The sequence below is a fragment of the Candidatus Hydrogenedentota bacterium genome (genome assembly GCA_019637335.1).
In the GTDB taxonomy this organism is placed as follows: domain Bacteria; phylum Hydrogenedentota; class Hydrogenedentia; order Hydrogenedentales; family JAEUWI01; genus JAEUWI01.
Genome location: JAHBVV010000026.1, coordinates 42,335 through 56,554, shown reverse-complemented (window position 1 = coordinate 56,554; position 14,220 = coordinate 42,335). Strand labels below are relative to the sequence as shown.

Sequence of the window (14,220 nt, the reverse complement as noted above, 5' to 3'; positions counted from 1 at the left end):
GCGGGGTGGTGTTGCTCCAGGCACACGAACGCGCTGGGGCGCGATCGCGTGGCACGGCGTTGCGTTGGTTTGGGGTGATTGTGGTTGGGGGGCGTGATGGCTGTGCAGGGTGGTGGTTGACTTGCTGGTGGCGGGACTGGATTGCGGGGCGAAATGGAGTAGGGCGGGTTTTGACCGACCGCGTGGCGATGGCTATAGTCTTCTCATGCTGGTTTTGGGCCTGTTCGCTCCACTCGGGAGATCAATCTTGTACCCAATTGTCTCAAAGTCCCTGATATTCATCGCCCTGTTTCCTCCGCTGGCGTTCGCCGGCGCTGCGCCGGTGGAGTTTACGCGCGACGTGCTGCCGATTCTTGCGGCGAAGTGTTTCAATTGCCACGGGCCGGATGGCGAAATGCGCAAGGCGGGCCTGCGCCTGGATGAGCGGGCGGGCCTGTTTGAGCCGCTGAAGTCGGGGGCGGTGGCGGTGGCGCCGGGCGATCCGGCAGCGAGCCTGCTCCACGAGCGCATCACGGCGGCCGATCCCGAGGATCGAATGCCGCCGCCGGACGCGCCGAAGCCGCTGACGAAGGCCGAGATCGAGACCCTGGCGCGCTGGATTGCGGAGGGCGCGCCGTGGTCGGGCCACTGGGCCTTTGAGCCGCTTCGGGCGCCGCCGGTTCCTCAAATCGCGGGGGACACGTGGTCGCGCGGTCCGATTGACCGGTTCATCCGCGCGGCGCAGGAGGAGCGGGGCCTCTCGCCGGCGCCCGAGGCGGATCGGCGGACATTGATCCGGCGGCTTTCGTTTGATCTCCTGGGCCTCCCTCCCACCCCCGAGGAGGTGGAGGCGTTCGTGAACGACGAGCGGCCGGACGCGTACGAACGGCTGGTGGATACACTGCTGGCGTCGCCACGCTATGGCGAGCGCTGGGCGCGGCACTGGCTCGACGTGGCGCACTACGCGGACACACACGGTTACGACAAGGACAAGCGCCGGGAGCATGCCTGGCCGTACCGGGACTACGTGATCAACGCGCTGAACGCGGACAAGCCGTATGGCCAGTTTATCCGCGAGCAAATCGCAGGGGACGCGCTCTACCCGGCGGATCCGCAGGCGACGGTGGCGCTGGGCTTTCTCGCGGCGGGGCCGTGGGACTTTGTGGGGCACGTGGAATTGCGCGAGGGCACGATCGACAAGGCAATCACGCGGAATCTGGACCGGGACGACATGGTGAGCACGGCCATGGCGGCAATCAACAGCCTGACCGTGGGCTGCGCGCGCTGCCACGACCATAAGTTCGACCCCATCAGCCAGGAGGACTACTACAGTTTGCAGGCGGTGTTCGCGGGGGTGGAGCGGGCGGACCGGATCTATGACGAGGACCCGGCGGTCCACCAGCGGCGGCAGGCGATCATTGGAGAACGGGATCGTTTGCAGCAAGCCGACGCCGCCTACCGGAAACGCATTGACGCGCTGGAATCGCCGGAACTGGCGGCGCTGGCGGAGGCGCTGAAACCGATCGAGGAACGGCTGAACGCGCTGAAGAAGTCGGAGAGCCCGAGCAACGGCTACCACAGCGCCATCGAATCGAAGGCGGACGCTGTGAAATGGGTGCAGATCGACCTGGGCGCGCCGGTGGCGATCGATCGCATCCGGCTGATCGCGGCGCGGCCGGTGGACTTCACCGATACGCCGGGATTCGGGTTTCCGGTCCGCTTCAAGCTGGAAGCCGCGGACGAACCGGGCTTCACCGATCCGATCGTCCTGCTCGATCAGACCGCGGAGGACCATCCCGCGCGGACGGACCAGCCCTTTACGCTGGAAACCGGCGGCGTCAAGGCGCGCTACGTGCGGATGACCGCCACGCGGCTGTGGAAACGGCTGGAGGACTACGTTTTCGCGCTGGCGGAGCTGGAGGTCTACGGCGGCGGCGAGAATGTGGCCCGGGATAAGCCGGTGACAGCGCTGGACTCGATCGATCAGGGGCGCTGGCATACGGCGCACCTCGTGGACGGCTACGACAGCCACCGGCGCATCGGGGAACTAACCGAGGGCGACCCGCGCGGGGACGCCATCGCCGGGCTGGAGCGCGCGGCGGCCGCGCTGCGCGAAGAAAGCGAGGCGCTGCGGCTTGCGATGCTTCCGGAGGGCGATCGCGCGGCGTATCTGGAAAATCGGACGGCGCTGGCGGAGGTGAACGCGGCATGGGACGCGCTCCCGGAGCCGCGGCGGGTGTACGCGGCGGCGAACCGCTTCCCGCGCCAGGGCAACTTCACAGCGCCGGACGGCATGCGCGACATTCACCTGCTCCTGCGCGGGAGCGAGAAGACGCCGGGCCCGCTGGTGGGTCCCGGCGCGGTGGGGTGTCTGCCGGGCCTGGAGAGCCGCTTCGAACTGCCCGAGGGCCACGATGAATCCGAACGCCGCGCGGCGCTGGCGAAGTGGCTCACGCGCGAGGAGAACGCGCTGACCTGGCGGTCCATCGTCAACCGCGTGTGGCACTACCATTTCGGCCAGGGCATCGTGGCCACGCCGAACGACTTCGGGCGGATGGGCGCGCCGCCGACCCACCCGGAACTGCTGGACTGGCTGGCGCGCGGCTTTCTGGAAAATGGGCAGTCGCTGAAGTGGCTGCACCGGGAAATCGTGACGAGCGCGACGTATCGCCAGACCTCCGGGCACAATCCCGCCTTTGCGACCATCGACGGGAGCAACCAATACCTGTGGCGGATGAACCGGCGGCAGCTGGAGGCGGAGGCCCTGCGCGACGCCATCCTCGCCGCGAGCGGCGCGCTGGACCTCACCATGGGCGGCCCGGGCGTGGATTTCTTCGTGTTCGAGGACGATCACTCGCCGCGCTACAAGTATGCCGAATACGACCCGGCGGACCCGGCGGGCTACCGGCGATCGATCTACCGCTTCGTGGTGCGGAGCGTGCCCGACCCCTTCATGACGAGCATGGACTGCGCGGACCCGTCGCAAAGCGTGCCGGTGCGCAACGAGACGCTGACGGCCATCCAGGCGCTGGCGCTGCTGAACAACGCCGCGATCGTGCGGCAGGCGGCGATCTTCGCGGACCGGCTCGCGGCGGACGCGGACACCGTGCCCGCGCAGCTTGGCCGGGCCTTCCAGCTGGCGCTGAACCGGGCGCCGTCGGACAGCGAACTGGAAGTGCTCTCGCCCTACGCGGAGGAACACGGCCTGGCGGCGGCGTGCCGGGTGATCTTGAACAGCAATGAGTTTATGTTTGTGGATTGAGGGAGGAAGATATTTCACCACGAAGGGCACGAAGGACACGAAGAAGAGAAGAATGGAGAAGAATGAAGTAGAAACCTTGAATATCAGATGGCAAGTTGGGCCTGTGGGTTGCATTTCTGTCTCGGAAGAATTGAATAGATCGATACTTGCGATTATGGGGTAAGGTCATAACTTCGGGTGTCGGCAATCGTATGAGGTAACCGTTTACCTTACTTTCCCCATCACGCAGTTTACGTTCTTGTTATTGAGTATGGCGCAGAAAGCCGCACAAACACCCGGAAGAACCCATTGAAAGGGAGCACAATGGAATTTGATCAACTTTCGAGTCGCGTGATTGGTTGCGGAATCGAGGTCCACAAGGAACTTGGACCCGGGCTGCTGGAATCAACGTACAAGTTCTGCTTTTCGCATGAGCTGAGTTTGCAGGGCATCCCGCATCGCATCGAAGACCCCGTGACGGTCTATTACAAGGGAATCGAGGTGGAATGCGGCTACCGGATCGACATCCTGGTAGACGATACGCTGGTGGTAGAGTTGAAGAGTGTCTCTGAATTACTCCCAATTCACGAAGCCCAGTTGTTGACCTATATGCGGCTCGCGAAAAAGCCGGTAGGACTGCTAATGAATTTCAACGAAATCCGCTTGAAAGATGGCATTAAGCGCATGGTATTGTAGTATTTGTCTTTGGTTCCAGATTTCGCCTGATAGCCATCTTTGATAACCGAAAATCGTAGACTTCAATAATCTTCCAATCTTCGTGTTCTTCGTGCCCTTCGTGGTGAACATATTCTCTGACTCCATCAAAAGGGAGTTAACATCCCATGAAATACGACCCAAAACACCAGCCCCGGCGCCCGCTTTCCCGGCGCGAGTTTTTGTGGAAGTCCGGCGGCGGGCTGGGCGGCATCGCGCTGGCCCACCTGCTGAACCGGGAGGGCGCCTTTGCCCAGGGCGCACCGGGCCTGCCGGATGGCCCGCACCACCCGCCGCGGGCGAAGCGGGTTATCCAGCTGTTCATGTCGGGCGCGGCGAGCCAGTGCGATACGTTCGACTACAAGCCGCTGCTGGCCGAGCGCGCGGGACAGCCCTTTGATCCGGGCGGCAAGGTGGAGTTGTTTCAGAGCGAGCCGGGCGTGGTGATGCCGGCGCCGTGGGCGTGGAAGCAGCGGGGCGAGTGCGGCAAATGGGTGAGCGATCTGGTCCCCCACCTGGCGACCTGCGCCGACGATATGGCCTTTTTGCCCGCGATGGTGGCGAAGTCGAATGTGCACGGGCCCGCGACGTTCATGCAGACGACGGGGTTCCTGCTGCCGGGCTTTCCGAGCGTGGGGTCGTGGGTGACGTATGGGCTCGGGAGCGAGACGGACAACCTTCCGACCTTCGTGGTGCTTCCGGACGCGCGCGGATTCGGCCCGGGCGGACCGAAGAACTGGGGTGCGGGGTTTCTGCCGTCGAACTATCAGGGCACGCTGATCCATCCCGCGAAGCCCAATCCCATTGCGGATCTCTTTCCGCCGGAAGACGAGTTCGTGAAGCCGGAGAACGACGCGGCGGGCCTGGCCGCGCTGGAGCGCCTGAACCGCATACACCTGGCGGATCGCGCGGGCGATTCGCGGCTGGACGCGCGCATCGAGAGTTACGAGCTCGCGGCGCGGCTCCAGATCACCGCGCCGGAGGTGCTCGATCTGTCGGGCGAGACGGAGGCCACGAAGCGCCTCTATGGCCTGGCCAATCCGGTCACCGAGGACTTCGGGCGCAACTGTCTGCTCGCGCGCCGCATGCTGGAGCGGGGCGTGCGCTTTGTGCAGGTCTGGAGCGGCGCGGACAACGCGTTCCCCCGCCGCAACTGGGACTCACACGAGGACCTGGAGAAGGATCACGGGGAGATGGCGGCGAGCATGGACCAACCGGCGGCCGCGCTGCTGAAGGATCTGAAGGCGCGCGGCATGCTGGACGACACGATCGTCATCTGGACCACGGAGTTCGGGCGCATGCCGTGCAGCCAGGGCAGCGCGGGGCGCGACCACAACCCGTTTACGTTTACGTCGTGGCTGGCGGGCGGCGGGATCCGGGGCGGGGTGACGCACGGCGCGAGCGACGAGTGGTCCTACAAGGCGGTGGAGAATGTGACCTATGGGTACGACCTGCACGCCACGGTGTTGCACTTGCTCGGGATCGATCACCGGAAGTTGACGGTGCGGCATAATGGCATCGACCGGCGGCTGACGGACGTGCACGGGCATGTCATCCGAGAGATTCTGGCGTAGGCGGCTTCAGAGCAGGGTATTTCGGCATCGATTAGCCAATCTGAATGGTCTGCGTGCCGGCAAATTCGGATTCGAGCACCGGCTCACCGACTTCGAGAAGCAACTGAATGACTTCCGCCATGTTTTCGCGCAGTTCGTCCAGGGTCTCGCCCTGACTGTGGGCGCCGGGAAAGCCAGGAACGTACCCGATGTATAGATTGGTTTCCGGACAGCGCTCGACTATGAATGTATAGCTGTTCATCTACGTGCTCCATGCCGCCGCAGGCTGCTTCGCGAGGCGGATCCCTCTCATTATACACGAATGCCGTGGCGGCCCTGCCGGGGCGTTCTTTGCTATCGTTGCGTCCTTTGCGGTTAAATCCCTCCGAACCCGCTGGAGCGACGACATCGTGAAAATGCTACTCATCTTGCTGGCGCTGCTACCTGGCATCCTCGCCGGGGCCGAGCCCTCGCAGGACATCCCGGATCTGCCCGATCCGCTGGTCTTCCTCAATGGTGATCGTGTCACCGCAACCGCGCAGTGGCCGGCGCGCCGGGAGGAGATGCGCGCGCTGCTGCTGGAGCACGAATATGGCCGCGTCCCGCCGGCGCCGGGCAATGTGCGGCTGGAGGCCGAACTGGAACGCGGCGCGCGTTTCGATGGCGCGGCGGACTTTCGCGCGGTTCGCATCGCCTTTGGCCCGGATCATGGGCTGAGCACGACGGTCCACTGGTATCATCCCGCGGGGGCCACCGCGCCTGCGCCCGTTATGCTGCGCTTCGGGCTGGGCGGCGAACACGCGCCGGCGGCTCTGGCGCGCGGCTATGCGTTCGTGTGCTTCGAGCAGACCAGCCTGGATCCGGATACCGAGGGCTACGACGAGGCCGGCCCGGCCCAAGCGGCCTACCCGGACTGTGACTGGGGCAGCCTGGCCGTTTGGGCGTGGTGCGCGTCGCGCGTGATGGATTATATCGAAACGATCCCGGAAGTCGACTCGGCGAAGACGGTGATCACGGGCCACTCGCGCACGGGCAAGGCGGCGCTGCTTGCCGGGGCGCTGGACGAGCGTTTCGCGCTGGTCGCGCCGAACGGTTCCGGCGCGGGCGGGGCGGCGCTCTTCCGCCACAAGCCGAAGGGCATTGAAACGCTCGAACTGATCACCCGGCCGGACCGGTTCAAGAGCTGGTTCCACGCCGATTTCGGCCGGTTCGCGGACAACGAAGCGGAACTGCCCTTCGACCAGCATTTCCTGCGCGCGCTGGTCGCGCCGCGGGCGGTGCTCTCCACGGACGCCTACGGCGATCTGTGGGCGAATCCCGAGGGAACGCAACGCGCCTGGGCCGCGGCGCAACCGGTGTATGATTTTCTCGGCGTCCCGGATCGCAATCTGCTGCATGTCCGCGAGGGCGGACACGACCAGCTCCCGCCCGATTTCGCGGTGCTGCTCGATGTCGCGGATGCGATTTTCCGCGACGTCGCGACGCCCGAGGAGCTGCGGCGGCCTTACTTTCCCAGGGACCAAATGGTCGACAGGCGCGTTCCAAGCCCTGATGCATAGTGATTATTGAAAGGTTTAATGGGGCGCGCCTTGACAAGAATCGCGCCGGGACGGCACTTTTCCAGACGTGATGCGCGCGTGCATGCCTGATGGTCACGCGTCGCGATCGCGAACGAAGGAGCGCGTGTATGAGCGAACAGGAATACAGCCCCGGCCTGGCGGGCGTTATTGCGGGGGAAACCGCGATCGCCTGCGTCAACAACGGCAAGCTGCTGTACCGGGGCTACCCGATTCAGGAGCTGGCGGAGACGGTCACTTTCGAGGAAGTGGCGCATCTGCTGCTTTTTGGGGAGCTGCCGACGCCGGATGAACTGGACGCCCTTCAGAGCACACTCGACGATTACCGGCCACTGCCGGAGCCGCTGGTGCGCGCGCTCCGCGAGATCCCGCCGGAGGCCCCGATGATGGATGTGCTCCGGAGCATGGTCTCCTATGCGGGGCATTTCGACCCGGTCACGGGCGACGACGAGGAGGCGAACCGGCAGCGCGCGCTCTGGCTGACGGCGCAGATCGCGGGCATTATCGCGGCGCGCTTCCGGCTGTTGAACGGGCAGGAGCCCTTGCCGCCGCTTGTGGGCCTGGGCCATGCCGCGCAGATTCTCTATCAGTGCCACGGGGAAGTTCCAGATGAGCTTTCCGCCGAGCTGATCGATCTGACGCTGGTGCTTTACGCCGAGCACGACTTCAACGCGAGCACGTTTACGGCGCGGGTGATCTGTTCGACGGAGTCCGACATCGTTTCCGGGATCACGGGGGCCATTGGGGCGCTGAAGGGCCCGTTGCACGGGGGCGCCAACGAGGCGGCCATGGAAATGCTGACGCGCTTCTCGTCGGCGGAGGAGGCGGCCCAGTGGGTTCGGGAGGCGCTCGCGCGGAAAGAGAAGGTGATGGGCTTCGGGCACCGGGTGTACCGCACGGGCGACCACCGGGCGAAGATCCTGGAGGATAAGCTGCGCCAGCTCGCGGTGCGGAAGGGTGAGGACAACTGGATGGCGATCTATGACGCCATCAAGCAGCCCATGGTGGAGGAGAAGAAGATCTACCCGAACGTGGACTATCCCTGCGGTCTGGTGTACTACCTGCTCGGGCTTCCGCTGGACCTGTACACGCCGCTGTTTGTGGCGTCGCGGGTGACGGGCTGGTCGGCGCATATTCTGGAGCAGGGACACCACAACCGAATCTACCGCCCGCTGAGCATTTACCGGGGCCACCTGGAGCGTCCGGTTCCGCCGCTGAGCGAACGGTAGCGGTCGGGTTGCAGGGACAGCAGGGACAGCAGGGACCACAGGGACCACAGGGACCACAGGGACCACAGGGACCACAGGGGCCACAGGGAACCAAGGGACCACTGGGAACCAAGGGACTGAGCCGCGGAACCGGGCGCCCTGGAACGTCTTGCGCCTGGCGGATTAGATCCGGTTTCGGCTTTCACGAACACCGATAGCACGAACGCCGGGAGGATTGCTTTATCATCCTCCCGGCGTTTTCAAATACAGTGGCACGATATGCGTGCGATCAGGCGCCCTTGTTCAACAGAGAATCGAAGGTCGCGAAGTAGATGTTCGCGATGCCTTCGCCTTCGCTGAACTTGACAAACTCGGCGTGCCCGTCCATGAAGAGGATATTCGCGCCGCCGGGCACGTGATTGTAGTCGGCGACCTGGCGCCCGAGCCGGTCCCACATTACGAAGATTTCGCTTTGCGCCTGGGCCGAGGCGCCGGCATTGTTGATATCGGTTATCAGGAAGCGCTCGATACCTTCGCGCAGGCGCATGATGGTGTTTCCGCCGGCAGTCCCCGTACCCGCGGGAACGCTGATGTTTTCCTTGGTGAACTGATTGAACGCCTCCAGCTTTTGCTGGTTGGGCGCGCTTGAGAAGTCGATGTACAGCGGCACAAGCGTGTTAATAAGCTGCAGGATCATGGCGTTCGCCTGCACCGGAATCAGCAGGGTCGGGTCGTAGGGGTCGAAATTGTAGCCGCTGCTGTAATTTGCAAGTCCGGTGGCTTCCATCGTGGCGACCATGGTCGAGGCGGAAACGGTGGGGTCCGAAGACCCGATCTGGTCCATGATATAGCCGTAGTACGCGTAGCTCTGGTCGACCGCGCTTGCGCAGGAGCCCCCGTGGCTGCACCCGGCGCGTTCCGATTGGGCGCGCCGGTCCATGCTGCCGAAGAGGTTTTCGCCCGCCGTGGAAAAGCCGTTGTCGACCCCCGTCCAGCGGGAGGCGTTTCCTTCGATGTCCGACGGGCAGATGGCCGTATTGGGGTCGGTCAGGTAATCCGGGTAGATCTCCGGAACGGAAGGGCCGTAATTGGAGACGACATTGACACCAGCCGGGTCGCCGTCCTGCGGAATGTACGCCTTGATGAAGAGGCTCGGCCACTGCTCGCCCTGACTTTCGTTGGCAAACATTTTGAAGACGAGCCCGAATTGCTTGAGATTGTTCTGGCAACTTGCGCGCCGCGCGGCTTCGCGGGCGCGGGCGAGGGCGGGCAACAGAATTGCCGCGAGGATACCGATGATCGCGATGACCACCAGAAGCTCAATAAGTGTAAATCCCTTGTTCTTCATGGTAATGAATTCCTCGTTTTTCAGGGAGCTCCCTGAATGTTATCTGTTAAGTGTAATCCCGCCCGGACCTCCTTTCACCGTCGGGGGTTTCCGGAATCCCGAGCCGTGACGCACAGCCGGTCGCAAATACGGAACGTCCGCCGCGTACGTCCAGAGTGGATTCCTGCTACTGCCTTACCCCCATAGTGCCGCACTTTGCGCGCGGTGTCAACTATCTGGCACACCCTTGCTCCGGTTGCCGCGCCGCCTGGGAAGTATGCATACTCAACGATTAGCTGTATATCAGGCCAGGACTACGGCAGAGGAGCACTTCATGAATACCCACGCGGCCCGCACCAACCGGCTGTTGCGCTACACCCGACAACCGTCCGGACTACCCAACGCGGTGCGGCGCGCGCTGGACGCGGACACGCCAGAACAGAAGCCGGTATTGTTCGCGCTGGCCGATCTCGACGCGGAACTGAAACTGGGCGCGCTGTGGTGCGTGCTCACGGACCGGGCGTTGTTCCTGATCGAGGAAAGCGGCGGGCGCCGCTTCCGCGCTGATCGGGATTCCATTGTTGAAGCCCGCATCCAACAGGGATTGAGCTGTAGCCGGATGCTGCTGCTGGGCGCCGGTGGGGAGACCGCCCTGGCGTCGATCCAGTTCAGCCACCGGCAGCGCCCCGCCTTTGAGGCCATCAAATACCTGCTGGATCACCCCGAGGCCCGCCCGCCGGAGGGCGCCGCGGAGGACCTGTATCAGCAGAGCCTGCTCCGCCCCATCGAAACGGCCCAGGCATCGGTCTCGGAGGACAGCTCGGCGGTGCTGTGGCGTCTCATTTCGTATATGAAGCCGTACTGGCGGCGCGTATCGGCGGGGGTGCTTTCCGCGCTTGCGATTACCGCGCTGCAGCTCGTGCCGCCCTTCCTGACGGGGCATTTGATTGACACGCTCGTGCGACCGGTGCAGGATGGCTCGCGCGATGCGATGTCGGCCCGTCCGGAAGCCCTGTGGCTCATTGCGCTCCTCGGCGCGGCCTACTGCGGCGTGCAGTTTTTTGCGTGGGCGCGCATGCGCTCGATGGCCTTGCTGGGCGAATTCGTGGCGCGGGATCTCCGCCGCGAGGCGTACGACCACCTGCAAAGACTGAGCCTGAGTTTCTTCTCCGCCCGGCAGACCGGCAGCCTGATCAGCCGGGTCAGCTCGGACACCGATCGGCTCTGGGAATTCCTGGCATGGGGCTTTGTGGACTTCATCGTGGCGATCACCACGCTGTGCGGGCTGAGCGCCGTGCTGCTCTGGCTCGATTGGAAGCTCGGTCTCGTGATGACCCTGCCACTGCCGGTGCTGCTGTTTGTGCTGTTCCGCTACGGCCAGCGAATGCACCAGCTGTTTATCCGGGCGTGGCGCCGTTGGAGCGCGGTGACGGCGGTGCTTGCCGACGCTATCCCGGGGATCCGCGTGGTCAAGGCGTTCCACCAGGAAGACCGGGAGCGCACGCGATTCAACGCGAGCAACGACCTGGCCTGTGCGAGCTTCAACCAGATCCACCACACCTGGACGAGCTTCTGGCCGTTTTTGTGGCTTTCGGTGCAGGGGATGGCGCTGTCCGTGTGGATTTTCGCGATGCCGCGCCTCTTGGGCTACAGCCCGACCGCCGAACCGCTCCAGGTGGGCGTGTTTGTGTCGTTTGCGTTGTATGTGGGCATGTACATGCAGCCGATCGAGATTCTGGGGCGGATGACCTTTATTCTCAACCGCGCGACGAGCTCGGCCCACCGCGTCTTCGAGATCCTCGACACGGTTCCCGAGATCCGCGAGGCGGAGCGCCCGGTGCGGCTGGAGCCGGTCCAGGGGCGCGTTTGCTTCGACCAGGTGAGCTTCGGCTACGACGGCGTCCGGCACGTGCTGAAGAATGTCAGCTTTGATGTGGCTCCCGGCGAGATGATCGGCCTGGTGGGGCCCTCCGGCGCGGGCAAATCGACGATAACGAATCTGATCGCGCGTTTTTACGATGCGTCGCACGGCGCTATCCGCGTAGACGGCGTGGACGTACGCGAACTGGACCTGGGCCAGTACCGCCGGCAACTCGGCATCGTGTTGCAGGATCCCCATCTTTTTCATGGTTCGATCCTGGACAATATCCGCTATGGCATGCCGGAGGCGGATCTGTCGGCGGTGATTGCGGCGTCGCGGGCCGCGAACGCGCACGACTTCATCTGCCAGCTTCCCCAGGCCTACGACACGGTGGTGGGCGAGCGCGGCCACACGCTCTCGGGCGGCGAGCGGCAGCGCGTTTCGATTGCGCGGGCGATCCTGTGTAATCCGCGCATCCTGATCCTGGACGAGGCCACGAGCAGCGTGGACACCGAGACGGAACACAAGATCCAGGAAGCGCTGGACAAGCTGGTGGAGGGGCGGACGGTATTCGCGATCGCGCACCGGCTCTCGACGCTCCGGCGGGCGGATCGGCTGTTTGTGGTGGACGAGGGGCGGATTGTCGAAGAAGGCGGGCACGCCGAGCTCCTGCGGAAGAAAGACGGCGTCTACCAGCGCCTGGTGCGCATGCAACAGGAGTTGCATGAAATGTACGTGGCGTAAGAGCGAGGAAGAGCCATGATCGGAAACAAGAACTTCGAGCCGCCGGCTCCGGGCGCATTGCGGCTACACCGAGGGGCGGATGGGCGCACCGTGGCTTCGTGGGACGGCGAAACACGGGCCGTGCAGGCCCAACCGTGCTTTCCGTGGTCGGCGCCGGACAACTTTATATCCCTGCGCGACGATGACGGGCGCGAAGTGGCGCTTGTGTCCGATCCCGGCGCGCTGGACAGCGACAGCGCCGGGGTGCTGCGGCAGGCCCTGCGGGAGGCCGCGTTTGCGTTCGAGATCACGCGGGTGATCGCGGTGCGCAAGGAGTTTGAATTGCGGTACTGGGACGTGGTCTGCGCGGAAGGCGCGCGCGTATTTCAGACCGGCGTGGATGACTGGCCGCGGACTCTGCCGCCACGCCGGCTGCTGATCACGGACGTCGCGGGGGATGTTTACACCATTGCGGATTGGACGGCGCTCGACGCGCACAGCCAGAAGCAGCTTGCGATGTATATTGATTGAGGGAGGTGGAGATCGTAGAAGAACCCGGCGTGAGTGCCGGCATTCCGTCTACGGTGGATCGCTGACCCTGCCGGCATGGGCGGCTTCGCCGCCCGGGACAGCCGGGACGGCTATCCTACATTTGCGGCTTCGGCGCTGAACACAGCCGGGACGGCTATCCTACACTTGCGCCTTCGGCGCTGAACACAGCCGGGACGCCCGCCTCCGGCGCGTCATAGAGCTGTGCCACTTTCTTTTCGAGGTGGCTTTGCTGGGTTCAGGGGAACCCTTTTGGAGGTGGGCTCACCCTGCCGTGGACACTCCCGTCCGCGATCCTTGCCCCCACACTGCTTCGCGATTTCTCGGAACCGTTGACACGTGGAATGGCCACGAAATCGTGCTGAATTTCATTGCGGCGCTTGCGAAATCCGGAACTTGGTGGTAGCATTCCTGTTGTGCAGCAGTGACCAACTTTGACGGGAATCGGGCAGATGGATCGTGTCAAAAAAAAGAATATTCCGGAAAACGCCGGCTTCAGTCTCGTCGAATTGACTTTCGCCGCTGGCGTACTCGCCCTGGGCCTTTCCATGTTATTTGGATCGCTCCTGTCGCTGGCGCTGGTCGCCCGCCTGAACGAAGAGCGCGCCGTCGCCAATGCGCACTTGTCCAGCGTACTGGATCAGGTGCGCACGAAATCCGTCGATGATTTGATGGAATACCAGCCGCCCGCCCTGGACACCCCGGGCGTCCGGCGCGCGGTGACCCTGGTGTGCTTCGACGCGAATGGCGAGTCCATTCCACTGCCCCTGGAGCGCCCCGCCGGTTCGGTGCTGATCCGGCCCGCCCTGCCCGACCCGTTCGAAGTGCGCGCAACGCTGCTCTGGAGCAACGCGCGCGGCCAGGTGTTCGAGTCAAGCGCCACGACGCTGGTGAAGCAGTAGCATGGTGCGGGATCCGGCGCGATACAACGCGGGCGTAACGCTGCTTGAACTGGCCGTGGCGATGGGGATCTTCACGGCGCTGATGGGCGTGCTCTTTTCGGTATCCCTGAGCCTGGGCGATTCCGCGCGCGTGCATGACGTGAAGGTGAACGCCGGAGACGAAGCGCGCCGCGCCCTGCTCCTGCTCACGCCGCGCCTGCGCCAGGCCGCCGCCGGCAGCATCAATACGGAGCAGCTGCCCGGGGAGGTCCTGCGATTCCGGATGGCGGACGATCTGGACGGCAACGGCACGGCGGTGAATGCCGGAAACGCGCTTGAACTCGGGCCGGAAATCGCGGTCCTTCGAGACGACAACGACCTGAACGAAGACGGCCTGACGGCGTCGCAGCTCATCCTGATCGATGGCGATCGCGTGCGGGTGCTGGCCAACAACCTGGCCGCCCCGCGCACCGGCCCGGACGCGGGCTTTCTGGTGGAGGCGGTCGAGGGCCGCATTTCCGTCACCGTTCGCACCGAGGGCCACTCCCGCCGCGGCCACCCGATCAGCCAGTCCCTGACGCAGCTGGTCACACCGAGGAACTGACCC

General features: G+C 64.4%; 11 protein-coding genes and 1 pseudogene. 9 read left to right on the top strand and 3 right to left on the bottom strand.

Going from position 1 to position 14,220, the window contains the following annotated elements; genetic code table 11:
* Positions 1-205: 205 nt before the first annotated feature.
* The 3 genes from KF886_21465 (at position 206) to KF886_21455 (ending at position 5,508) form a co-directional block, all read left to right on the top strand.
* The gene (locus KF886_21465; GenBank protein ID MBX3179928.1) at positions 206-3,241 is read left to right on the top strand and encodes a DUF1549 domain-containing protein; all 3,036 of its coding nucleotides are present in this window, start codon (positions 206-208) and stop codon (positions 3,239-3,241) included.
* Between the two features lie 303 nt (positions 3,242-3,544).
* Positions 3,545-3,916: a GxxExxY protein gene (locus KF886_21460; protein MBX3179927.1), complete on the top strand. Its 372-nt coding sequence runs from the start codon at positions 3,545-3,547 to the stop codon at positions 3,914-3,916.
* A gap of 146 nt (positions 3,917-4,062) precedes the next feature.
* Positions 4,063-5,508: a DUF1501 domain-containing protein gene (locus tag KF886_21455; GenBank protein MBX3179926.1), complete on the top strand. Its 1,446-nt coding sequence runs from the start codon at positions 4,063-4,065 to the stop codon at positions 5,506-5,508.
* A 31-nt stretch (positions 5,509-5,539) separates the two neighbouring features.
* Here KF886_21455 and KF886_21450 read toward each other — a convergent pair whose 3' ends face one another.
* The gene (locus tag KF886_21450; protein MBX3179925.1) at positions 5,540-5,749 is read right to left on the bottom strand and encodes a type II toxin-antitoxin system HicB family antitoxin; all 210 of its coding nucleotides are present in this window, start codon (positions 5,747-5,749) and stop codon (positions 5,540-5,542) included.
* Between the two features lie 148 nt (positions 5,750-5,897).
* Between KF886_21450 and KF886_21445 the strand changes: the two genes are divergently transcribed.
* A complete protein-coding gene (locus KF886_21445) occupies positions 5,898-7,046 on the top strand; it encodes a hypothetical protein (GenBank protein MBX3179924.1) in 1,149 nt (382 codons plus the stop codon).
* 128 nt (positions 7,047-7,174) lie between these two features.
* Positions 7,175-8,293 (top strand): bifunctional 2-methylcitrate synthase/citrate synthase, encoded by a 1,119-nt coding sequence (locus KF886_21440; protein ID MBX3179923.1) that lies wholly within the window; start codon positions 7,175-7,177, stop codon positions 8,291-8,293.
* Between the two features lie 268 nt (positions 8,294-8,561).
* Here KF886_21440 and KF886_21435 read toward each other — a convergent pair whose 3' ends face one another.
* Together KF886_21435 and KF886_21430 are read right to left on the bottom strand one after the other, a co-directional pair.
* Positions 8,562-9,461: a hypothetical protein gene (locus KF886_21435; GenBank protein ID MBX3179922.1), complete on the bottom strand. Its 900-nt coding sequence runs from the start codon at positions 9,459-9,461 to the stop codon at positions 8,562-8,564.
* Positions 9,462-9,479: 18 nt separating this feature from the next.
* A pseudogene (locus tag KF886_21430) lies at positions 9,480-9,620 on the bottom strand (prepilin-type N-terminal cleavage/methylation domain-containing protein).
* 313 nt (positions 9,621-9,933) lie between these two features.
* Here KF886_21430 and KF886_21425 point away from each other — a divergent pair.
* The 4 genes from KF886_21425 to KF886_21410 all read left to right on the top strand — a co-directional run bounded on the left by KF886_21425 (position 9,934) and on the right by KF886_21410 (position 14,217).
* Positions 9,934-12,204, top strand: a complete 2,271-nt coding sequence (locus KF886_21425) for an ABC transporter ATP-binding protein (GenBank protein MBX3179921.1) — start codon at positions 9,934-9,936, stop codon at positions 12,202-12,204.
* A gap of 15 nt (positions 12,205-12,219) precedes the next feature.
* Positions 12,220-12,714 carry a DUF1854 domain-containing protein gene (locus KF886_21420; GenBank protein ID MBX3179920.1) on the top strand — a complete coding sequence of 165 codons (495 nt, stop codon included), beginning with the start codon at positions 12,220-12,222 and terminating at the stop codon, positions 12,712-12,714.
* A 470-nt stretch (positions 12,715-13,184) separates the two neighbouring features.
* Complete coding sequence (locus tag KF886_21415; protein MBX3179919.1) at positions 13,185-13,634, top strand: hypothetical protein; 450 nt, start codon at positions 13,185-13,187, stop codon at positions 13,632-13,634.
* Position 13,635: 1 nt separating this feature from the next.
* A complete protein-coding gene (locus tag KF886_21410; protein MBX3179918.1) occupies positions 13,636-14,217 on the top strand; it encodes a prepilin-type N-terminal cleavage/methylation domain-containing protein in 582 nt (193 codons plus the stop codon).
* Positions 14,218-14,220: the final 3 nt, after the last annotated feature.

Coding starts and splice junctions, on each gene's coding strand:
- KF886_21415 (MBX3179919.1), top strand. CDS start 13,185: ATGGATCGTGTCAAAAAAAAGAATATTCCGGAAAACGCCGGCTTCAGT.
- KF886_21425 (MBX3179921.1), top strand. CDS start 9,934: ATGAATACCCACGCGGCCCGCACCAACCGGCTGTTGCGCTACACCCGA.
- KF886_21455 (MBX3179926.1), top strand. CDS start 4,063: ATGAAATACGACCCAAAACACCAGCCCCGGCGCCCGCTTTCCCGGCGC.
- KF886_21450 (MBX3179925.1), bottom strand. CDS start 5,749: ATGAACAGCTATACATTCATAGTCGAGCGCTGTCCGGAAACCAATCTA.
- KF886_21410 (MBX3179918.1), top strand. CDS start 13,636: ATGGTGCGGGATCCGGCGCGATACAACGCGGGCGTAACGCTGCTTGAA.
- KF886_21435 (MBX3179922.1), bottom strand. CDS start 9,461: ATGTTTGCCAACGAAAGTCAGGGCGAGCAGTGGCCGAGCCTCTTCATC.
- KF886_21460 (MBX3179927.1), top strand. CDS start 3,545: ATGGAATTTGATCAACTTTCGAGTCGCGTGATTGGTTGCGGAATCGAG.
- KF886_21420 (MBX3179920.1), top strand. CDS start 12,220: ATGATCGGAAACAAGAACTTCGAGCCGCCGGCTCCGGGCGCATTGCGG.
- KF886_21440 (MBX3179923.1), top strand. CDS start 7,175: ATGAGCGAACAGGAATACAGCCCCGGCCTGGCGGGCGTTATTGCGGGG.
- KF886_21465 (MBX3179928.1), top strand. CDS start 206: ATGCTGGTTTTGGGCCTGTTCGCTCCACTCGGGAGATCAATCTTGTAC.